Origin of the sequence: Pontibacter rugosus, assembly GCF_042678745.1 — a bacterium.
GTDB classification, from domain to species: Bacteria; Bacteroidota; Bacteroidia; order Cytophagales; family Hymenobacteraceae; genus Pontibacter; species Pontibacter rugosus.
Map to the genome: position 1 here is coordinate 1 of NZ_JBHTLD010000029.1, position 21160 is coordinate 21160.

The window sequence follows — 21160 nt, forward strand, 5'->3', positions numbered from 1 at the left end:
ATAAAATTGTTATAGCTATGGGTAAGTTTTTTGTTGCCGTTATAATGGCCCTGGTGGTTTCAGCATCCACGTTTGCTTCAGCAAAAGCCACTACTACAGACAGTGCTGCTAAAGAATCTATTTTCTCATCTAAGCGTGGCGGCAACGCATTCAAAAAGAAAAAGACAAACAAGCATTATTACCGCATTGCCGCTAAGAATAAGCGAAAAGCACAATGGCACCGCCGCTCTCTGCTGCGCAGTCACATTGTTAGCAGATAATACTTTTGTCTGTAGCTAGCGTATAAGCGGCTATATGGCAACAGACAATACACATTATACGCGTACGCCCCGTACCGAAAAGTTGAAATGGGTAGAATACATGGTGCGCCTGATGGATAATCAGTTCACGCTGCCAGGTACTAACTTTCGCTTCGGGCTAGACCCTATCTTAGGCCTCATTCCTGTAGTTGGCGATCTTGCTTCTTTTGGCATGTCGGCCATGCTGGTTTTAACTATGGCACGACACGGGGCCAGCGGTAAAGTGGTTGCGTTGATGCTGGTAAACATTGCGCTGGATGCCCTGATCGGAAGTATCCCGCTGCTAGGTAACATCTTTGACTTTGCTTTCAAAGCGAATGAACGTAATATACGCCTGCTCCGTCGCCACTACGAAGAAGGGAAGTACCAAGGCAGCGGCAAAGGTATTTTTATCGGTGCCATTATAGGCCTTGTGGTGCTTTTCGGTTTGCTGCTATGGGGGCTGTGGGAACTGGCCGAATGGATATTTACCTGGCTGGCATCATACTTTTAACCGGCCCATGGCTTTGGCAACTTCAAGTGCCTTTCGTGCGCTTTCTTCTTTGTCTTTTATTTCCAGCATTATGTCCATGTCTAAGCCTTCGGTTTCGGCCATAAAGTCATGGAACAGCTGCTCGTGTATACTTGTCGTGTGTTTGCCTTTGCGTTCACCGATGGCCTGCGAGCTATAGTCCATCATCAGAATACCGTCACGGTCAGGTTGCCAGGTAGCGGCAGCGGTTTGTACTGCTTCGCGCATAGGCTCTCCGTTATTTACGCACTCATGGTGAAAGTTGTCGAAAATGATAGGCATACCCGTCAGTTCGTGCAGTTGCAGGCAGTCCTGCAGCGAGTAAGTGCGGTCGTCGTTTTCTACACAGAGCCTGGCTTTTACGGCATCAGGTAGCATGGTGTGGTATACTTCTGCAAAGCGCTGTATGGCCGATGGCTTATCGCCGTAGGCGCCGCCGCCATGAATTTGCAATTTAGCGGTAGTGTCCAGCTCCATCAAATCAAGTATGCTGCCCTGGTAAACTAATTCTGCTATACTGTTTCGTACGGTTTCTTCTTTAGGGGAATTAAGCACCACAAACTGATCCGGGTGCATAGAGATGCGGATATTATTGTTTTTGATGTAAGCACCCAGGCGGCGGAAGGTTAACTTAAAATGCTCCTGCCAGTTATACTTGTTTATCTCGTGTGAGGCGAAGGGAACAAGGTCAGATGAGAGGCGGAAGAAGTATAAGCCATGCTGCACATTATACTCCAGAATACGGCGCAGGCATGCCAGGTTTTGCTCAACGGTCTCAATCAGGCGCTCCTCTGTGTACGAGGCTAATCTGAAGGTGCGGGACGAAGAGCAGTCTAAGGTTTGGTTAATGCAGGGGTATCCGATTTTCATAGCTATAGGTTTATTATACCCATAACCTACGCAAACATACGTTGTTTAGGTACCTTACTGGTATCCGGTATTATCTTTAAAGTACTTATTGTACTCCTCCCGCTGTTTTCTTCTACGCTCCGCCTCCTGCAGTGCCTCCTCCTTTGCCTTAACTTCCTGCAACTGGCGCTTTTGTTTGCCTTCGCTGGAAAACATGTCATACATCAGGTTGATAGGGTTAAGAATAGTAGGTGCCGGTGCCGGCTGGGGCGGAGGCGGTTCAAAACCGGGAAGATAATTAGGATTTTCAGCCTGGCTGTTTGTTTCACGCTTCATGTTACGCAAAGCACGATCTATCATTTCTTTAGATGGGCGTGATGTTACCACTACCTCACCAAGCATTACGCTATCTTCCTGCAGCACAATGTTTACCCGCAACTCAGATACAGGCAAGGCTTTTGGCAAGTATAACAGGGGCTTAAAACCCAATGCCCGAATCATCAGCGTATCTGTCTGGTTAACATCTATCAGGAACTTACCATCTGCGTCAGACACTACCCCCATGTTGCTTTGCACTTTCATAATAGTTGCTCCGGGCACAGGTGTTGATTTGTCTAGTTGCAATACGGTGCCGCTTATCCTGATATTTCTCTGAGCCATGGAGGGCAGGCTGTAGAGGGTAAATATCAGCGGAAGTATAAAAAGCAGTAGCCGTGGGTGCATGTAGGTGTTTATGTAGCGCTGCCTGGGCAGCTAATAATTCTAATACGCTCAAACAGGCCAAAAAGTATGCCAGTCATTAAATATACAGGTGAAGCTATGTATGGCAACACAAAGAGCGCTGTAATCTGGTGCAAATATAAAGCGCCTGCAGTTCAGTTTGAACTGCAGGCGCTTTATTAATCAGCAGTTGCTTCTATTCTTGTGTAGCAGTACCACTTTCGGCACCTGCTGCGCCGTTCTGTGGTGCTGCGCCGTCTGCTTGTTTAGATGCGTTAACAGCTTCTGCGGCATCAGGAGTTGGAGGGGCTGTTGCACCTCCAGGGCGGTTGTACCGTCTGTTCAGGGTACTAAGCTGATCATCCACATCATAGTAAACCTTCACCATTTCGATGGCTACGTTACCTTCCAACTCACGGCGGGCTCCGGCTTCTAAGCCTGTTGTGCTGAAAGAGTAATACTGGTTCGGCTGAGGCTCTCTTGCTCCACCTCGTCCTGGCTCTCTATCGCCGTAGCCACGGATGTGCGCAGGGTTTACAGTTTCGTCTCCGTTAGCGTTTTCCAATTCGGTAGAGGATCCGCTGCCATCCTGGCCGCAGGAGGTAGCAAGAAAAAGTGTGGCAATGGCGAATGCCGGAAAAAATAATTTTCTCATGGTATGTGCAATTGTTTTTAAGACTCAGTTATAGAGGTAAGGTTGGCCTTTCTGCCAGCCCTCAGATGTTAATTACGCTGACACACCCTCAAAGTTTGTTTGAAGCCAATAATGGCTATCCCTATAGCTCCTGAAGTGCAGGTTGTATAAAAAAAGCACCAGCCGCTTAGCTGGTGCTCATTATTGCTTTTGCTATGGTTACGCTTTTTTCAACTCAAATACGGTAATCTCTGGCAGAAAGCCTACTCGGCCTGGATACCCTAGAAAACCGAGGCCAGTGTTTACGTACAGGTGTTGGCGTCCTTTTTTATACAGCCCTGCCCATTGCTTGTACACATACTGCACCGGGCTCCACTTCCAGCCCGGTATGTTCACGCCAAACTGCATACCGTGGGTATGTCCGGACAGGGTCAGGTCAATATCGTCATATTTCTGGTTGATTTCTCCGTCCCAATGCGAGGGATCGTGCGAGAGTAATACTTTGAACGGTATATGTGCCGTGCCTTGATAGGCTTTATCTAACTGCCCATACTTGGGAAAGCCTGCACGGTTGCCCCAGTTCTCAACGCCAAGTACAGCAATCTGCTCCCCGTTGCGCTCAATAATGCGGTTCTCGTTCATCAGCAACTGCCAACCCATGCGCTGGTGGCTATCCATCAAGGTTCTGAGGTTATCAGCTTTTGCCCCCGGATATGGCCACTCCCGCACATAGTCGGCGTAGTCATGGTTGCCAAGTACAGAGAACACGCCTGACTTGGCGCGTATCTCTTTAAGGGCAGGAATGTGCGGCTGTACTTCAGAGGCCAGGTTATTCACTAGATCACCGGTAAAAAATACAAGGTCTGCTTCCTGTTTGTTGATGATTTCTACTGCTTCTTTCAGCGGTGCTGTAGACATAAAGCTACCAGTGTGCAGGTCAGAGATCTGCAGCATTTTAAATCCATCGAAAGAGGTTGGCAAGTTGGGGAGCCGCAACGTGACACGCTTTACACGGTAGTCATAAGCTCCTTTTGCCATGCCATAAATAAAGGCAGAGAAAGGTATGGCAGCCACTACCAAGCCTACTTGGCTCAGGAATCTGCTGCGCGATGGATCAAAGCCAGCTTCCTTAGATGAAGCGTTCAGCACTACTTTGCCTATGCGAAGCAAGTCATCAACAAATAGGAAAAGCACCACAACCAGTTTGGACGCAAAAATAATGAACAACGTGCTTGCCAGGTAAGTCTGGAAGTTGGAAGGTGGTGTTCCGCGTGTTCCAGAGGCCAAGGCAAACGTAGTGGCCGTAACTACAAACACAGCCCAGTACAAAAAGTGAATGACTTTCTGTGCCAGCGGAGGAAGATTTTGGGTCACTAATCTGATCGCCTGAAATACATACAGGTCCAGCAGAAAGAGTATCAGGAATATAAGTCCTGTAGAAATTATTTTTTGCATATCAGTATCTAACTCCAACGCTCACAAATTCTTATAAGAGCTGCAGGATTCAGTAAGTAATTTTTAAGATTTTAATTAAACGCTCTTGCAAGCTGAACTAATTCGGACAGAAAGAGATTTCACTTGCATCTCAGTTATATCAAAATCTATACCGTAAGTGAAAGAAAAAGAAGCCAATGACATTCTGCCATACGTGCAGCCGCTCAACATAAAAACCTGGGCCGAGGAAGATCGCCCTCGTGAGAAGCTACTCCTGAAAGGAAAAGCCGCCTTATCTGATGCAGAGTTGATAGCCATACTTATAGGCTCTGGCACCACCAAACTGACAGCTGTTGATGTGGGAAAGATAATTCTATCGGCTGTGAACAATGACCTGAATGAGCTGGCACGGCTAAGTGTAAAAGACCTGACAAAGCACCCAGGCATAGGAGAGGCCAAGGCAATTTCTATTGTGAGTGCGCTGGAACTGGGCCGCAGGCGAAAAGAGACAACCGCTGCCGCTAAAACGCACATTACTTGTTCCACGGATATTTATAACTACATTAAGCCGCAACTGCTCGACCTGCCGCACGAGGAGTTCTGGATTATTCTGCTGAACCGCGCCAACATCGTGATGAAGAAGGAAAGCATTAGTTCTGGAGGTGTGGCAGGAACAGTGGCAGACCCGAAAATAATTTTTAAGAAGGCACTGGAGCAGCTGGCAAGTTCAATCATACTGGTGCATAACCACCCGAGCGGCAATACCAAGCCTAGTGCCGCCGACATTGCTCTTACCAAAAAAGTAAAGGAAGCTGGACAGTTTCTAGACCTGCCCGTTCTCGATCACATCATCTTTACCGACAACGACTATTACAGCTTTGCCGATGAAGGGATCTTGTGAGGTAGGTGCAAAACAAGGTTTAAAAAGAAGAGCTTGGTTAATGATGCTGTAGACTATAGCTATGGAAATTTAAGCTGCAAGTATAGCCAATGCTATAGTATATATGGCTCTACGAGCATTTGAGTTACAAACTCAACATCACACTTAGGTAAAATTCTAAAGATTTGCGCCAGTGGATAGTGAGCAGAGGCACTCAATCCAAAGTATGGCTTATGTCTAACAAATTAATCCTCAGGCAAAATCTCCTGCACACGCCCTACTTCACCTGTTTCTAATCTTACTTTTATGCCGTGCGGGTGGTTAGGGGAGTTTGTCAGAATATCCTGCACATAGCCTTCTGTCAGTTCACCGGAACGCTGGTCCTGCTTCTGCACAATGTTAACGTGCAGCCCTGGCTTTATATTCGTACGCTTTTTACCGTCCATAACAAGTATAAGTAAAGTTGAAGCTGCAAGATACGAAGTATAAGTAAAGCAGGTTCTAGCGTTTTGGCTTGAGGATGATGTTTAGATAAGTGTCTTCAAAACTCCAGCGGGTTAAAGTATCAACATCATCAAAAGATGCGAGGACTATGCTGTCGACCTTTCGCTGATCAGCCAGCAGAAGCTCCGGGTGTTCAACGTGTGCCCCATTTATAGCGATACTTAAGTTTTGTTGCTCTTTAGGCACATCAAAAACATCATATAGCTCTGCCAGCCGCACCATTGGCTTATCCTTTTTAAGCTTTATCAGGATAACACCATTTGGCGCCCTTTCACTTAACTGTTTTAGATGCTGCTCTTTCTTAACAACATCTATTGAGGCTATATTGTCAATTTCTAGGATAAGGGCATCCATGGCTGTTTCCTGGTTGTTTACCAACACCACCGGAGGTTTAGGTCTTTCAGAAGGTGGGCCGCAGTAGAGTCTTATTTGCACAGGCTGCTGTACCTGAGCCTGTGTTTGCTGGCAAAGAAAAAATAATCCTGCAAGTACATATAAGTACAGTTTCATCAAGGCGTTTGGTAATCGAAGTGATTTATCTTTTTTCCAGCTGCCGTTTATGTTTCTCTTCCTGCTCACGCTCACAGCTTTGGCGCATGTTGTGCAAAATCATTACCAAGCCTAATGTCAATCCTCCTAAAATAAGGTATAAGCCCAGGTGATGCTCAGAGAGGTCCAGTACCCGGATCACTACGCCACTTAGCAGCAGTAAAAATCCTAACAGGTAAAGCAGTCTATCCAGAGGTTGTTGTTTCATGGGTTCTTACTTATAGTCAAACAAAAACGCAGCAGGTGCTGCCTTTCTATAGCAGCCATCTGCTGCAGATAAATTTCGATCGTATACTTAAAAAGCCGATGCCAGGTTAGCCGGAGTACCTAACTCTATCCTGGCGCCCAACACATCTAAAAAGGCTTTGATAAATTTGGGGTGGCCCGGCCAAGCTGGCGATGTCACTAAATTACCGTCTACAACGACTTCTGTAGGAGCCACAGACTCAAAAATGCCACCGGCTAGCTCTACTTCAGGGCCAACGGCAGGGTAAGCAGTCAGTCTTCTGCCTTCTACCACGCGCGCTGCCGTTAATATTTGAATACCATGGCAAATAGCCGCAATGGGTTTGTTGTTTTCAGCAAAATGCCGGGTTACATCCAGTACACCCTGGTGCAGGCGCAGGTATTCTGGCGCACGACCACCAGCTATCACTAAACCAACATAATCAGAAGGGTTGACTTCTGAGAAAGTATAAGTAAGGGTAAAGTTGTGGCCAGGTTTTTCAGTGTACGTCTGGTCGCCCTCAAAATCATGAATGGCTGTTTTAACGGTGTCGCCTTTCTTCTTATCAGGGCACACAGCGTGTACTTCGTAGCCTACCATCTGCAGCATCTGGAAAGGCACCATTGTTTCATAATCTTCGGTGAAGTCACCGGTCAGGAAGAGGATTTTCTTCGTGTTTTCCATAGTACAGTAGGTTAAAGTAAACTTCTAAAACAGTGGTTTATACATCATATATAGCACCTCTATGGCTGAAAGGTATACATAATGTTTTATAAAGTACAGCTAAAGTATTATTTTTTTTAATACGATGGCTAGCGTAAGAGGTTGATGTTGATGAAGTTGTGAAGTGATAAAGACGCAGGCGCAGAAAGGCTGCTGATGTCGGGAGGTTCTGCTGTAATCAGCTGCTGCTGCTGGCAATTTATACTTCAATGGCATGGTAGTTTAGCCACTGCTTTACTTTACCCAAGTACATTTTCAGGTAATTTTCTGTATAGAATATGTTAGAAAAATTATCGAACCTTTCAGCCTGAACACCGAGGTAGTATATCCAGATTGCCAGCCCTGCATAAGGAATCAACTTTAACTCGTCTTCTGAAACAGAGGCAAGCTGCTGATAACCTTGTAGAAAATTTTCTAACTTCTGCTCATATACTGCCTTATCCTGCTCTACATAAAACAGTTGTATGCAGAAATAGCCAATATCCAACACGCACCACCCGTTCCCGGCATTGTCGAAGTCAAAAAGCGTTATCCTGCCATTATCGGTTATGCTCATGTTATCATACCAAATGTCCAGGTGAACAACACCAGCTCGTATTCTGGCAGCAGTGTCTTTATCGAAAACGGAGTTCAAGAGTGTACCTGCGGCTTTTACAAATTTCATTTCCTCCAAGGATTCAGAAAAAAACGCCTTCATGTGTTGGTAAGGTAGTTCAGCCAGGTGGTGTATGCTATACTTTGTACGGTTAAGTTGCTCATGAAGTGCCCGTTGATGAATCTTTGCCATCATGGCTCCTATGGCATAACTTAGTTCTTCTGTCAGGTTTCTTACTTTCCCTCCTTCGCCAAACGAAAAAAGAACAGCGGCCCTTTCCCCTTCGGGAGCGTTGATGAGCTGCATATATGTGCCGTCTTTGTCCGGAAGCGGGTACGAAACATCTATGTCGCTATCTTTAAGCAGGTTCAATAACCTTATTTCCTCTGCTATTTCAGTTGCTGTGCGTTTGTTGTGGCTGTAAACTCTTAAAACATACTTTTTACCTGAAGCAGTCACCAGGTAAGTGTGATTCATGTTCGTTCTGAAAAGCCTGCAAGTAGTTTCAGCGGCCAATGCATACTTTTCTGCAACCCAAACCCCCAGATGCTTGGCCGATAGTGTAGAGTCTATAACCGGAAATATATTCATTTAAAGCTGTTATACTTGTTTTAGCCTATGTTTGATCGGATCGCATTTACCCTTAAGTCCATACTTGGGAATGGGTTTCAGCGGCTTATCTAGTTACACAAACTATATTTAAACTCCTAAAGCAAGTAATAACAGGAATAGACATTTATACTTTGCTTCCCAAAATTTACGACCTTTGCAGAAACAACTGAAAACTGAGTTTTATGCAGAGACCGCTGAAACTAATCATATTTGCCGGTGTGGCACTGGTGCTTTTTTACTTTGTGCAGGATGCGCTTTTCAACGATGATAATTACATTAAGCCCCTGCTGAAAGAGCGGGAGGACAAAGATCTGTCCTTCAGGAGCCGCACCAATAGCCCGTTTGACGATGCCGGACGCCGTGCTTTTAAGAACCTGGTATACTATGAGCCAAACCTGGCGTATCGGGTGCAGGCAAAAATTGAAAAGCTGGCGCAGCAGGATACCCTGCTCATGCCGCTTACCAACGGCAGCTACGAACCATACCTGCGTTACGGAGTAGCTTCCTTTGAGCTGCAAAACGAATCCAAAAAGCTAACCCTCTATAGGAAACTGAGCGGCGAAAAAGAGCAGCTTTTTGTGCCGTTTACCGACAAAACCAACGGTTTCGAAACCTATGGCGGCGGACGTTTCCTGGATGTGCCTTATGAGGAAGACAGAAAGACGGTAATGCTGGACTTTAACCGTGCCTACAGCCCCTTCTGTGCCTATGATCCTGATTACGTTTGCCCAGTACCTCCCAAAGATAACCGACTGGATATTGCTATACCGGCAGGAGAGAAAACCTACGAGAAGCACGAGTAAATGAGTATTAAGACACAAGTAGCAGGACACATGACTTGGGGTAATGTTTATGAGTAAAATCATCGCCACAAACTCGCAGCATAAGTTCTGCTACATATTTAAGCAAAGTCTTGTGTCTTGTGTCCTGCTACTTGTATCTAGTTTTAGATATTATCCTTAATTTTGGAAATGATTGGCTTTTGAAACCGAAGCCGAGATAAACCCAACAGAAAATAACATGCTGATTTCATTCGACTGGCTGAAACAACTTATCCCTACTGATAAAACTGCTGAAGAAATAGGTACACTGCTAACTGGTGCCGGATTAGAGGTAGAAGGAATTCATACTTTTGATTTGGTGCAGGGCGGTTTAGAAGGCATAGTGCTGGGCGAGGTGCTTACGTGTGAGCGCCACCCGGATGCTGACCGCCTGAACATCACGACGGTAGATATAGGAACAGGTGAGCCAAGCCAGATAGTATGCGGTGCGCCAAACGTAGCTGCTGGCCAGCGCGTGGTGGTGGCTACTGTTAACAGTACCCTATACCCAAGCGAGGGAGAACCATTCAAGATTAAAAAATCTAAAATTCGTGGCGCGGTGTCAGAGGGCATGATTTGTGCCGAGGATGAAATTGGTATCGGTGCATCGCATGCCGGCATCATGGTGCTGGACACTGAGTTGCCAAATGGTACACCTGCGGCGGAATTTTTTGGTTTAGGTTCTGATAAAGTTTTTGAAATCGGCCTGACCCCCAATCGTGCTGATGCTGCCTCTCATTACGGCGTAGCCCGCGACCTGCAGGCCCTGCTGGAGGAGAATGCGCAACTGCCAAAGGTTGGTGCTTTTAAAGTAGATAATACTTCTCGCCCGATTGAGGTGGAAGTGCAAAATACGGAAGCCTGTCCGCGCTATGCTGGTGTTACCATCACAGGGCTTAAAGTAGGGCCATCACCGGAGTGGATGCAGAAGCGTCTGCGTGCCATTGGCCTGTCGCCGATCAACAACGTGGTAGACGTTACCAATTACGTGTTGCACGAGTTGGGCCAGCCCCTACATGCTTTTGATGCCGATAAAATTGCCGGTAACAAGATCGTGGTGAAGACAGTGGAAGAAGGCACTACCTTTAAAACATTGGATGCTGTAGAACGAAAATTAGGTGCGAACGACCTGATGATCTGCAATGCCGAAGAGCCTATGGCGATTGGTGGCGTTTTTGGTGGCGAGGCATCTGGCGTAACAGATAATACAAACAGCATCTTTATCGAAAGCGCATACTTCTCACCTGACTACGTGCGCCGCACAGGCATGAACCATGGCCTCAAGACTGATGCTTCTTTCCGTTTTGAGCGTGGTACCGATCCCAACATGGTTATACTTGCTTTGAAACGTGCTGCCCTGTTAGTGCAGGAAGTGGCAGGAGGCGAGGTTAGCTCTGATATTGTGGATGTGTATCCGGAGCAAATTGCTAATCAGGAGATCAGGCTCAGCATTGAGCGCGCGCACATGCTTATTGGGCAGTACATCGGTGCTGAGCGCATCAAAGAAATACTGACAGACCTGGGCATGCAGATTACGCATGAAACCGAGATGCATATGACGTTGTCGGTGCCGCCTTATAAAGTAGATGTAACGCGTGAAGCCGATGTGGTAGAGGAGATTCTGCGCATCTATGGCTTCAACAATATTCAGATGGATGAGAATCTGGCTACTACATACTTAGCCAAGTTCCCAAGACCATATGCCGAAAATGTAGTGGAAACGATCATGAATTACATCGCAGCCAACGGTTTTCATGAAATCATTACCAATTCCATCACCAACTCCAAGTATTACCAGGCTGCCGGTGAGGCTGAGGCGGCAAACCTGGTGAAGGTTGTAAACTACAACTCCGAAGATCTGGACGTAATGCGTAAGAGCATGGTATACTCTGGTCTGGAAGTGCTGCGCCGCAACATCAACCGCCGCCAGCGCGACCTGAAGCTGTTTGAGTTAGGCAAGACGTATGAGCAGCAGGACGGGGAGTACAAAGAGAGCCGAAAGCTGTCGCTGTACATGACGGGCAATACCACTGCTGAAAGCTGGCAGCAGGCAAGTATGAAATCTGCGTTTCATGATTTGGCAGGTGTGGTGCAGAACGTGCTTCGCAAACTGAATGCCGGTGATTTTGAAGTACAGAATCTGGAGGCAAACAGCCACATGAGCAAAGGCATTGCTTATGTGAAAAACGGAACAATAATAGCTGAACTGGGGGTGCTGGATAATAGTGTAACACGCCTGATGGAAGTAAAAGAACAGGTATGGTACGCCGAGTTAAACTGGGATTACCTGCTGAAGAAGTATAAAGATAAATTAGTAGCCGAAGAACTGCCGAAGTTCCCGGAAGTACGCCGCGACCTGTCGCTGGTGCTGGACCGTAACGTGACTTTTGACCAGCTAAAGCAGCTGGCCTTTAAAGTAGAACGTAAGCTGCTGCAGAGTGTGCATGTGTTTGATGTGTACGAAGGCGATAAGATAGAGGCAGGCAAGAAAGCCTATGCCCTGAGCTTTACCCTGCAGGATAAGCAGCAGACACTAACTGACAAGGTGATTGATAGTACGATGAACCGCCTGATGCAGCAATTCGAGAAACAACTGGGAGCTTTTATCCGCAAATAATGTTATGCCTAAAGAAAAGCAACTACAACATCTCCAGCATATAGAAGATAAGCTGCGAAAATTAATCCAACGCCATACTGAGGTGCAGCAGAGGCTTGTGCGTGCGCAGGAGCAGGTAAAGCAGCTGGAAGGGAAGCTGGATGAAAAGGATGAGCAGATAAAAAATTTTCAAAATCAGGAGAATATTGTTAAAATTGTAGAGACGATAGCAGGAAACCCTGCAAATTCGACAGAGTTAAAGCTTAAGCTAAACGAATACATTAGGGAAATTGATAAGTGTATTGCTTACCTACAAGACTAAGTATGAGCATGTAAAGCCAGTTAAAGTGCTGGCGGCGTTTCAGAAAAGCAGGTAAGTTTACCCATAAACCACGCAACGGATGAGTGAATTATCGATCAAGATTCGCATTGCGGAACGCGAGTATCCGATGCGGGTGAAGGAAGAGGAAGAAGAAAGAATCAGAGCTGTAGGCAAGGTGCTGAACGAGCGCCTTCGCTATTTTAAAGAACAGTTTGGTATACAGGAAAAGCAGGATCTGCTGGCTATGGTGGCGTTTGAGACCATGGTGGAGAAGATGAAGCTAGAGGATGAAAAAGCCTTGGATGTAACCAACCTGGATCAGCAGTTACAGGTTCTGGACGATCTCTTATCAGCAGTAAATAAATAGCTAAAAAGCCACCCTTGGCCTTAGTTATACTTCGTTAAAGAAAACAAGCTCATATTTTGTCTCTTGCAGGCACTTGCTATACGTGTTTAAACCATAAACGCTTATAGTTATGCCAGATATTATGTACCTTTTATTAACTGCCCTTGTGGCGCTCGCAGTGGGCGTTTTCATAGGGCGCTCGCTGTTGCAGAAGGTTTACAAGCAACAGGAGGAAGACGCGCGACAGCGTGCCAAAAATATCATCCGCGAGGCTGAGATTGAGGCTGAAAGTACCAAAAAAGACCGTATCCTGGAGGCGAAGGAGAAATACCTGAAGCTGAAGTCTGAGTTTGAGGAAGATGTGAACAAGAAGAAGAACATCATCATCCAAAACGAGAACAAGGTAAAGCAGCGCGAGCAGCAGGTACAAAAGCAAATGGAACAGGCCAAGCGCCTGGAGACAGACCTGCAGAAAGAGAAAGAGGGATTACAGGCACAGCTTGATAAAGAGAAAAGCAACCTGCAGGCACAGCAGGAGCAACTAAACAAGCGCAAAGAGGAAGTAGAGCAGCAGCACCAGGAAATTGTTGGTCAGCTGGAGAAAATTGCTGGCTTAACAGCTTCTGAGGCGCGTGAGCAACTGGTGGAAGCCCTTAAAAGCGAAGCTCAATCGCATGCTTCGTCACACATCAAAGACATTGTAGCGCAGGCAAAACTTACGGCTACCAAAGAGGCAAAGAAAATCGTTATCGAGACTATTCAGCGCACGGCAGCAGAACACGCTATCGAAAATTGTGTGTCTGTGTTCAACATCGAGAGCGACGATATCAAAGGCAAGATCATTGGTCGTGAAGGTCGTAACATCCGTGCTCTCGAAGCTGCTACAGGCGTTGAGATTATTGTGGATGATACACCAGAGGCTATCATTATCTCTGGCTTTGATCCGGTTCGCCGTGAGATAGCCCGTCTGTCGTTGCACCGCCTGGTAGCTGACGGTCGTATTCACCCGGCCCGTATTGAGGAGGTGGTGACCAAGACACGTAAGAACATTGAAGAAGAGATTGTAGAGATCGGGGAGCGTACAGCCATTGATTTAGGTATCCACGGTCTTCACCCGGAACTGATCAAGATGGTGGGCCGCATGCGCTTCCGCTCGTCTTACGGACAGAACCTGTTGCAGCACTCACGCGAAGTAGCAAACCTTTGTGCCACCATGGCTGCAGAGCTTGGCCTAAACGTGAAACACGCGAAACGCGCCGGCTTGCTGCATGATATTGGAAAAGTAACGCCAGATGAGCCAGAGCTTCCACACGCTATCATTGGTATGGAACTGGCGAAGAAGTATAAAGAGCATCCGGACGTATGTAACGCCATTGGAGCTCACCACGATGAGGTAGAGATGACCGCTATGGTTTCTCCGCTTGTTCAGGCTTGCGATGCTATCTCTGGTTCAAGACCAGGTGCTCGCCGCGAGATCATGGAGTCGTATATCAAACGTCTGAAAGAACTGGAAGAAACAGCAGTTTCATTTGAAGGAGTTAACCAGTGCTACGCCATTCAGGCAGGCCGTGAGTTACGTGTAATGGTGGATGCTGATAACGTAACAGACGAAAAAGCAGCACAGCTTTCTTACGAAATCTCCCAGAAGATCGAAAAAGAAATGCAGTACCCGGGCCAGATTAAAATTACGGTAATTCGGGAAATGCGTGCGGTGAGCTATGCGAAATAAGCTTTTGCTTGATATTAATAAGGTTAACCGCCTGCTACGTAAGTGGCAGGCGGTTTTTTTATACCTAAACCATTTGTAGCTGTTCAGTCATTTATAAGCACATGCTCAACTTGGTGAATCGTTTTATAGATGAAATGTGTTTCCTTATTTGATGATTATATACTTAATTGATGTGTAAATATTTTTTATAGTTATTGTATATGATGTATCTTTGAATGGCACCCAAATAACCTGTTTCTCCATCAATATTATTTCTTATGACGCTCGTTCAACTAGAGTATTTGGTAGCTGTAGATACACACCGGCATTTTGCCACAGCCGCAGATCATTGTTTTATAACGCAGCCTACGCTGAGCATGCAGCTCCAGAAGCTCGAAGAAGAATTAGGTGTACAGGTCTTTGATCGTAGTAGAGTACCTGTACGACCAACAGAAATTGGTAAAGACATTATTGCACAGGCCAGGATTGTGCTGGCTGAAAGCAAGAAAATACAGGAAATAGTGCAGAATCAGAAGCAGGAGCTTAGTGGCGAATTGCGCATCGGAGTAATTCCTACCCTGGCTCCGTACCTGATTCCGCTTTTTATCATGGGCTTTCTGGAGAAGAACCCGAACGTGAAGGTGGTAGTGCAGGAGCTGATGACAAGCGAGATAGTAGAAAAGCTAAACCACGAGCTGCTGGACGTAGGCTTACTGGTTACTCCGCTTGAAAACAAGAGTATCAAAGAATTGCCGCTGTTTTACGAGGCATTTGTTTCTTACATCAACCCAAGCCATCCGCTGGCACAGCAGCAGCATATATCAGCCAGTCAGCTTGATTTAAGTGAGCTTTGGGTGTTAAATGAGGGGCACTGCTTTAGGAGCCAGGTGCTCAATATCTGCAACCGTGGTGGTAGAGCCGCCAGCGAACAGGGTGGTCACCTTGATTATAAAAGCGGCTCCCTGGAAACGCTAAAGCGGATTGTAGAAACACAGCATGGCCTTACATTATTACCGGAGCTATCGGTGCTGGAGCTGCCGGAGGAGAAGCTGAAAATGGTGCACCAGTTTGAAGAGCCGCAGCCGCTGCGGGAAGTGAGCCTGGTGGTGCATCGGAGTTTCTTAAAGAAAAAGCTAATTGAGGCGCTAAAGCAGGAAATTATTGCCTCAATTCCAGAAAACATCCGCTCAAGAAAAAAGGAGCAGGTAATAACTGTAGGTTAACTTATAAAGCTCAAACGGGAATACAGCTATCCATAAAAGCTGTATTCCCGTTTGAGCTTATAGTAAAGTATAAAGCTGTTGCAGCTTAGTCTAAACTCATAAACAAGTTATTCAGTGATTCTGCATAAGTAGGATGTGCAAAAACACCGTCTCTGAGCTGTGTGTAGGTAAGGTTACCCATCATCGCTAGCTGTAGCATCGACATGATTTCGCCGCCTTCAGGGGCTATGATAGCAGCGCCAAGTATATATTTGTTGTCTGGGTTCACCAGTACTTTGTAAAAACCTTTCGAATGACCTGTTTCTGAAGCGCGCGCCACACTGGACACAGGAAGTTTGGCTACTTTATAATTGATCTGCTGTTCTTTCGCCTGCTTTTCTGTTATGCCTATACGTCCTACCTGTGGCTCTGTGAACACGCAGTAGGGCACCGGCCTGTCATTAGTGGTGCGCTTGCCATGATGGAGCAACTGGTCGCGCAATATGCGGTAATCATCGTAAGAAATGTGCGTGAATTGTGGGCCGCCTTTCACATCGCCCATGGCATAAATACCCTCAGTGCTTGTTTTAAGATCAGGACTAGCTTCGATGTTGCCCTTTTTGTCTGTTGCTATACCCGCTTTTTCTAACTCCAGGTCAGCTGTGTTCGCTTTTACTCCTGTCGCAATCAGCAGGTGAGAGCCCGCGAAAACTTCCGTAGTACCATCCCCTTTCTTTACTTGTAGCTGCAGTTTACCGTTTTCCTTTTTAACTGACTGCGGCTCTACATCCACTAGCACTTGTATGCCTTCGTCCTCCAGAATTTCCTTCATACATTGGGCCACATCTTCATCCTCGCGACTTAGCAGTTGCTTTCCGTGCTGTAGCAGGGTTACCTTGCTTCCGAACCTACGAAACATTTGGCCAAACTCCAGGCCTATATATCCGCCGCCAAGTATAAGCAGGTGCTCTGGCGTTTCCGTCAGATCCTGAATGGTCTTGTATGTGAGGTAGTCTATACTATCTAAACCATCTATAGCAGGAATAACAGGTGTGGTGCCTGTGTTGATGAATATCTTATCAGCCGTTACTTTTGCTGTGCCTCCTTCATTCAAGGCTATCCGAACAGTTGTTTTATCTTCGAAAGAGGCTTTGCCCCGTATCAGATGTGCTTCTGAGTCTTCAAGCGCCTCTACATTGCTTTCCCTGGATTGCATTACCAGCTTATCTCTCCGGTCTTTAACCTTTTCCAGGTCAACATCCACCTTACTTACGGTTATCCCATAGTTGGCAGCCTCACGAGCCGATTGTGCTACCTGCGCACTGGCTAGCAAGGTTTTGGTGGGTGTACAGCCATAGTTTACGCAGGAGCCACCTACTTGTGCGGCCTCTACAATGGCTGTTTTCCATCCTGCCTTGGCAAGGTCTTTGGCTAATGGTACGCCTGCCTGGCCAGTGCCGATAATGAGCGCATCGTAATGTTGTGGAGAGTCTGTCATAGTTTGTTTTGCTGGTTTTATACCTTAAGTGGTATGGTGACAAAACGGCTGCTACCGCAGGGCGGTTACAGGATGCGCAGAATAAGCTTGAAGCTTAAACAAAAGAGGCTGCCCGAAAAGGCAGCCTCTTTTGTTTATCATATCTAAAAGTAAGTATGGCTCTACAAGAAGCTTTACTTTTTAGTTAAGCGTTGATACCAGCTTCTTTAAGCGCTTTCACCATGGCATCTCCAATTTCAGCAGGAGACTCTACCACATGAATACCGTTTTCGCGCATGATCTTCATTTTAGCAGCAGCTGTGTCGTCAGCACCACCAACAATAGCACCAGCGTGTCCCATACGGCGACCGGCAGGAGCTGTCTGTCCAGCAATGAAACCAACTACTGGCTTCTTATTACCAGTTTCGCTGATGTACTGGGCAGCCATTGCCTCATAGTTACCACCGATTTCACCAATCATTACGATCGCGTCAGTCTCAGGGTCGTTCATCAGCAGTTCAACTGCGTCTTTGGTAGGAGTTCCGATGATTGGGTCACCACCGATACCGATAGCTGTAGAGATACCTAAACCAGCTTTCACGATTTGGTCAGCAGCTTCGTAGGTTAACGTGCCAGACTTAGACACAATACCGATACGTCCGGTTTTGAATACAAAACCCGGCATGATACCAACTTTTGCTTCACCTGGTGTAATCACACCTGGGCAGTTAGGACCAATCAAAGTAGTGTCTTTACCTTTCAGGTAGTTCTTAGCAGCAACCATATCCTTTACAGGGATACCCTCTGTAATTGCTACGATTACTTTGATGCCGGCATCAGCAGCTTCCATGATAGCGTCAGCGGCGAAAGCAGGCGGAACGAAAATGATAGAAACATCGGCACCAGCTTTTTCAACAGCTTCAGCAACTGTGTTAAATACCGGGCGGTCGAGGTGGGTAGAACCACCTTTGCCTGGAGTTACACCACCAACTACGTTAGTGCCGTACTCGATCATCTGCTGTGCATGGAAAGATCCTTCTGAGCCTGTGAAGCCCTGCACGATCACTTTCGAATCTTTATTTACTAAAACACTCATGTGTATCTTATTTAGTTGTGTATAGACGGTACTAGTATAAGGTTGTGCAAAAATAGGCTTTTTTGTGGCCTGAACAAAAAATTGTTATACCTAATATAAGCGCTACACCGGAACCCGTACAGCTTGCCTGTAGTTATAGTAGGCAACCGCTTAGGGTAAGCGGCAAACACGTTAACTGCCTGTAGGCTGCCTGCTTAGTAGGTATAGCGATCAAACCTGTTGGCAATCTTCCGTTCAGAAGATGACGTAACAGACTGAGTTATTTTCATTACATTTGCACCAAAATCCAAAAAAAGAACAGATGAAGTATCTGAATAATATAATTGAAGCGGTAGGTAACACGCCGCTTGTTAAGCTGAATAACGTAACTGATGGCGTAAAGGCTACAGTATTAGCTAAAGTTGAGTATTTTAACCCAGGCAACTCTGTTAAAGACCGTATGGCTGTTAAGATGATTGAGGATGCTGAGAAAGCAGGTCTTCTAAAGCCAGGTGGAACCATTATCGAGGGTACATCCGGTAACACAGGTATGGGCTTGGCGCTTGCAGCCATCGCAAAAGGCTACAAGTGTATTTTTACTTTATCTGATAAACAAAGCAAAGAGAAAATGGACGTTCTGCGTGCTGTAGGCGCAGAGGTTATTGTTTGCCCTACCAACGTGGCTCCGGACCATCCGGATTCTTATTACTCGGTAGCGAAAAGGCTGAACCAGGAAATACCGAATTCTTTCTACCCCAACCAGTACGATAACACATCAAACGCAGCAGCGCATTACGAAACTACCGGACCTGAACTATGGGACCAGACTGCTGGTAAAATAACGCACTTTGTTACGGGAGTAGGCACAGGCGGTACGGTATCTGGTACTTCAAAATATCTGAAAGAGAAGAACGCGAACCTTATTACGGTAGGTATTGATACCTATGGCTCGGTGTTTAAGAAGTATAAGGAAACCGGTGAGTTTGATGAAAACGAAATCTATCCTTATGCCACTGAAGGTATTGGGGAAGATATTCTGCCGAAGAACGTTGATTTCGATATGATCGATACGTTTATCAAAGTTACAGACAAAGACGGTGCTGTGATGACCAGAAGGCTGGCTAAAGAAGAAGGTTTGTTTGTAGGCTGGTCTTGCGGATCAGCTGTATATGGTGCCCTGGAGTATGCAAAACAGCAGAACCTGACCGAAGATGACGTGCTGGTAGTACTGTTACCTGACCATGGCACAAGGTATCTGGCTAAGATTTACAACGACGATTGGATGCGTCAGCAAGGATACATCGACTAGTTAAACTAGTTTTACTGAAAGGCCTGGCCACTGAGGTCAGGCCTTTTGTTGTTATAGCATTAATCTTCTTAAATTACAAGGTAACATACCGCGGCGAGAGTAGTATAAGACTAAAAGGTTAATTCTGTATACTGATAAACTGAAAGAGGCTCATCAACATTTTTGTGTTGTATAGCTTGTTTAGTGTTAGTTAGTTATATTGTTCTGGTTAGTTTCAAAGCCTTATAGCCACGGACAGAGGAGGGCTGGTTTAGCATTCCTTAGATATGATAAATTTATTTTTGTAAGTAAGGCAGATGATAATCAACTAATAAGACTTTGATTTTTTGCTGCCACTGCTGATATTGCGAACTACCTATGCTTACGAGTGACGACAACACCATGAGAAAACTTACTGGCGTTTTGCTTATAGATGACGATGATACCACAAACTTCCTGAATCAACGCTTGCTTGACAGAATGGAAGTGACTGACAATATCCGTACATTTATAAATGGAAAGCAGGCGTTTGACTATCTATATAATGTTAGTAATAACAATTACGAAGCAGAAAGTAGCAACTACTTCAGGCCAGAGCTTATCTTCTTAGATATAAACATGCCTGTAATGGACGGCTTCGAGCTGCTTGACCTTTATGAGCGCCTGGATGCCGATTTCAGAAAGCGGATAATTATGGCGGTTTTAACGACTTCAACGCACCCGCAGGATACTGCAAACTCAAAAAAATATAATGCTGAGTACCTTACAAAGCCGCTAACAGTTGAAAAAGTAAACTTCCTGCTCGAGAAGCATTTTAATGACCAGGAAAACGAAGCTGAATAAAGTATAGCAAGTATAAAAGCAGAGAGGCAGCACTTTATATAAAGTGCTGCCTCTCTGCTTTTATAACAGTACATCCTCCTAAAACGAAAAGCCGAAGTTAGATTTGATGGCCAGGTTTAGCAGCACGCCAAAGCCAGCTAAAAACAAACCAATACCAATCAGCTTTTCAATGTTGTAGCTTTTTCTGCGGCTGCCTTTTAATAAATTGCCGCCTAGCGCACCAAGGGCAAAAGCCGCCATGAGTGGTATACTGCGGCTCCAGATAACATTGCCTATCAGAAAATGGCTGATAAAGCCTGTGAAGCTTGTGACTACAAGTATAAAAAGCGAAGTAGAGGTGGCAATCTGTGGTGGGATCCTAAAAATCTTAATCATCAGGGGCGTTTGCACAAAACCTCCACCTATGCCAAAAAGACCGGCCATCACACCTGAAACGAATCCAGAAAGCGACACCACACCACCATTTAAGCGGTAAGCTAATTTTTTAGCCCTGTTTTTTCTTATAAATGATGTGGGAGCGCGGCGTATGCGGTACATCATACCTGCTTTCTGAGGGCGGCTTTTTTGTTTTTTCGGCATGACCATGGCAACACCTACCACTACCACAAATAAGGCAAAAGCAAGCTGCAGCTTAACAACAGGCAAGGATGCCACCAGCAGCGCACCTAGCACAGTACCGGCCATGGCAGGAAGCTGAATCAACGTACCTACCAGGTAATCAATGCTTTTGTCGCGCAGGTTAAAAGCAGAGGCCATGATAGAACCTGGTACCAGGGCTGCCATGGTAGAGCCTATCGCTATTTCGATGTTATAGCCAAAGAAGATGATGAGGATGGGTACCATAAATACGCCACCTCCAAACCCTATAAGCGTGCCAAAGCCGCTGATCAGCACTCCGACTAAAAAAAGGATGAACTCCTGCATGCACAGCAGCCCCTGGGGCCAT

The 21160-nt window shown here is 46.0% G+C and carries 22 protein-coding genes and 1 pseudogene; 11 read left to right on the forward strand and 12 right to left on the reverse strand.

What is annotated here, in order from left to right; translation table 11 throughout:
- A partial coding sequence (locus ACFQ2O_RS05230) for a hypothetical protein (protein WP_377523478.1) occupies window positions 1–260 on the forward strand: 260 nt, incomplete at its 5' end.
- A 34-nt stretch (window positions 261–294) separates the two neighbouring features.
- Window positions 295–792: a DUF4112 domain-containing protein gene (locus tag ACFQ2O_RS05235; RefSeq protein WP_377523481.1), complete on the forward strand. Its 498-nt coding sequence runs from the start codon at window positions 295–297 to the stop codon at window positions 790–792.
- Here the strand turns inward: ACFQ2O_RS05235 and uvsE are convergent.
- The 4 genes from uvsE to ACFQ2O_RS05255 form a co-directional block, all read right to left on the reverse strand.
- Entirely contained in the window at window positions 781–1680 is a 900-nt protein-coding gene (gene uvsE, locus ACFQ2O_RS05240; RefSeq protein WP_377523484.1) for a UV DNA damage repair endonuclease UvsE, read from the reverse strand. The genes ACFQ2O_RS05235 and uvsE overlap by 12 nt on opposite strands.
- 54 nt (window positions 1681–1734) lie before the next feature.
- A complete protein-coding gene (locus ACFQ2O_RS05245; protein ID WP_377523487.1) occupies window positions 1735–2319 on the reverse strand; it encodes a carboxypeptidase-like regulatory domain-containing protein in 585 nt (194 codons plus the stop codon).
- Between the two features lie 256 nt (window positions 2320–2575).
- Window positions 2576–3034 carry a hypothetical protein gene (locus ACFQ2O_RS05250; RefSeq protein ID WP_377523491.1) on the reverse strand — a complete coding sequence of 153 codons (459 nt, stop codon included), beginning with the start codon at window positions 3032–3034 and terminating at the stop codon, window positions 2576–2578.
- Window positions 3035–3232: 198 nt separating this feature from the next.
- Complete coding sequence (locus tag ACFQ2O_RS05255; RefSeq protein WP_377523495.1) at window positions 3233–4468, reverse strand: metallophosphoesterase; 1236 nt, start codon at window positions 4466–4468, stop codon at window positions 3233–3235.
- Window positions 4469–4625: 157 nt separating this feature from the next.
- Here ACFQ2O_RS05255 and radC point away from each other — a divergent pair, with 157 nt between their 5' ends.
- Window positions 4626–5348 (forward strand): RadC family protein, encoded by a 723-nt coding sequence (gene radC / locus ACFQ2O_RS05260; RefSeq protein WP_377523498.1) that lies wholly within the window; start codon window positions 4626–4628, stop codon window positions 5346–5348.
- 224 nt (window positions 5349–5572) lie between these two features.
- Here radC and ACFQ2O_RS05265 read toward each other — a convergent pair whose 3' ends face one another.
- The 5 genes from ACFQ2O_RS05265 to ACFQ2O_RS05285 form a co-directional block, all read right to left on the reverse strand.
- On the reverse strand, window positions 5573–5773 hold the full coding sequence (locus ACFQ2O_RS05265; RefSeq protein ID WP_377523501.1) for a YwbE family protein: 201 nt from the start codon (window positions 5771–5773) through the stop codon (window positions 5573–5575).
- Window positions 5774–5828: 55 nt separating this feature from the next.
- Complete coding sequence (locus ACFQ2O_RS05270) at window positions 5829–6341, reverse strand: hypothetical protein (RefSeq protein ID WP_377523505.1); 513 nt, start codon at window positions 6339–6341, stop codon at window positions 5829–5831.
- 25 nt (window positions 6342–6366) lie between these two features.
- Window positions 6367–6588: a hypothetical protein gene (locus tag ACFQ2O_RS05275; protein WP_377523509.1), complete on the reverse strand. Its 222-nt coding sequence runs from the start codon at window positions 6586–6588 to the stop codon at window positions 6367–6369.
- Between the two features lie 87 nt (window positions 6589–6675).
- Window positions 6676–7290, reverse strand: coding sequence for a DJ-1/PfpI family protein (locus ACFQ2O_RS05280; protein WP_377523513.1), 615 nt, complete (start codon window positions 7288–7290; stop codon window positions 6676–6678).
- 238 nt (window positions 7291–7528) lie between these two features.
- Entirely contained in the window at window positions 7529–8515 is a 987-nt protein-coding gene (locus ACFQ2O_RS05285; RefSeq protein WP_377523516.1) for a phosphotransferase, read from the reverse strand.
- 203 nt (window positions 8516–8718) lie between these two features.
- Here ACFQ2O_RS05285 and ACFQ2O_RS05290 point away from each other — a divergent pair, with 203 nt between their 5' ends.
- The 6 genes from ACFQ2O_RS05290 to ACFQ2O_RS05315 all read left to right on the forward strand — a co-directional run bounded on the left by ACFQ2O_RS05290 (window position 8719) and on the right by ACFQ2O_RS05315 (window position 15552).
- Complete coding sequence (locus ACFQ2O_RS05290) at window positions 8719–9339, forward strand: DUF1684 domain-containing protein (protein ID WP_377523519.1); 621 nt, start codon at window positions 8719–8721, stop codon at window positions 9337–9339.
- A 217-nt stretch (window positions 9340–9556) separates the two neighbouring features.
- A complete protein-coding gene (gene pheT, locus ACFQ2O_RS05295; RefSeq protein ID WP_377523567.1) occupies window positions 9557–11974 on the forward strand; it encodes a phenylalanine--tRNA ligase subunit beta in 2418 nt (805 codons plus the stop codon).
- A 4-nt stretch (window positions 11975–11978) separates the two neighbouring features.
- Window positions 11979–12275, forward strand: a complete 297-nt coding sequence (locus tag ACFQ2O_RS05300; RefSeq protein ID WP_377523522.1) for a hypothetical protein — start codon at window positions 11979–11981, stop codon at window positions 12273–12275.
- Between the two features lie 79 nt (window positions 12276–12354).
- Complete coding sequence (locus tag ACFQ2O_RS05305) at window positions 12355–12642, forward strand: cell division protein ZapA (RefSeq protein ID WP_377523525.1); 288 nt, start codon at window positions 12355–12357, stop codon at window positions 12640–12642.
- A gap of 109 nt (window positions 12643–12751) precedes the next feature.
- Window positions 12752–14350 carry a ribonuclease Y gene (gene rny / locus ACFQ2O_RS05310; RefSeq protein ID WP_377523528.1) on the forward strand — a complete coding sequence of 533 codons (1599 nt, stop codon included), beginning with the start codon at window positions 12752–12754 and terminating at the stop codon, window positions 14348–14350.
- A gap of 257 nt (window positions 14351–14607) precedes the next feature.
- Window positions 14608–15552, forward strand: a complete 945-nt coding sequence (locus ACFQ2O_RS05315; RefSeq protein ID WP_377523531.1) for a hydrogen peroxide-inducible genes activator — start codon at window positions 14608–14610, stop codon at window positions 15550–15552.
- A gap of 85 nt (window positions 15553–15637) precedes the next feature.
- Here the strand turns inward: ACFQ2O_RS05315 and ACFQ2O_RS05320 are convergent, their stop codons facing one another.
- Complete coding sequence (locus tag ACFQ2O_RS05320) at window positions 15638–17029, reverse strand: mercuric reductase (protein ID WP_377523534.1); 1392 nt, start codon at window positions 17027–17029, stop codon at window positions 15638–15640.
- 184 nt (window positions 17030–17213) lie between these two features.
- Window positions 17214–18104, reverse strand: a complete 891-nt coding sequence (sucD, locus tag ACFQ2O_RS05325) for a succinate--CoA ligase subunit alpha (protein WP_377523537.1) — start codon at window positions 18102–18104, stop codon at window positions 17214–17216.
- Between the two features lie 301 nt (window positions 18105–18405).
- On the opposite strand from sucD, the pseudogene ACFQ2O_RS05330 reads away from it, so the two are divergent.
- Both ACFQ2O_RS05330 and ACFQ2O_RS05335 read left to right on the forward strand, forming a co-directional pair.
- A pseudogene (locus ACFQ2O_RS05330) lies at window positions 18406–19389 on the forward strand (PLP-dependent cysteine synthase family protein); the annotation flags it as partial.
- A gap of 384 nt (window positions 19390–19773) precedes the next feature.
- Entirely contained in the window at window positions 19774–20214 is a 441-nt protein-coding gene (locus tag ACFQ2O_RS05335; RefSeq protein ID WP_377523540.1) for a response regulator, read from the forward strand.
- A gap of 78 nt (window positions 20215–20292) precedes the next feature.
- Here the strand turns inward: ACFQ2O_RS05335 and ACFQ2O_RS05340 are convergent, their stop codons facing one another.
- Window positions 20293–21138 (reverse strand): sulfite exporter TauE/SafE family protein, encoded by an 846-nt coding sequence (locus tag ACFQ2O_RS05340; protein ID WP_377523543.1) that lies wholly within the window; start codon window positions 21136–21138, stop codon window positions 20293–20295.
- Window positions 21139–21160 lie beyond the last annotated feature (22 nt).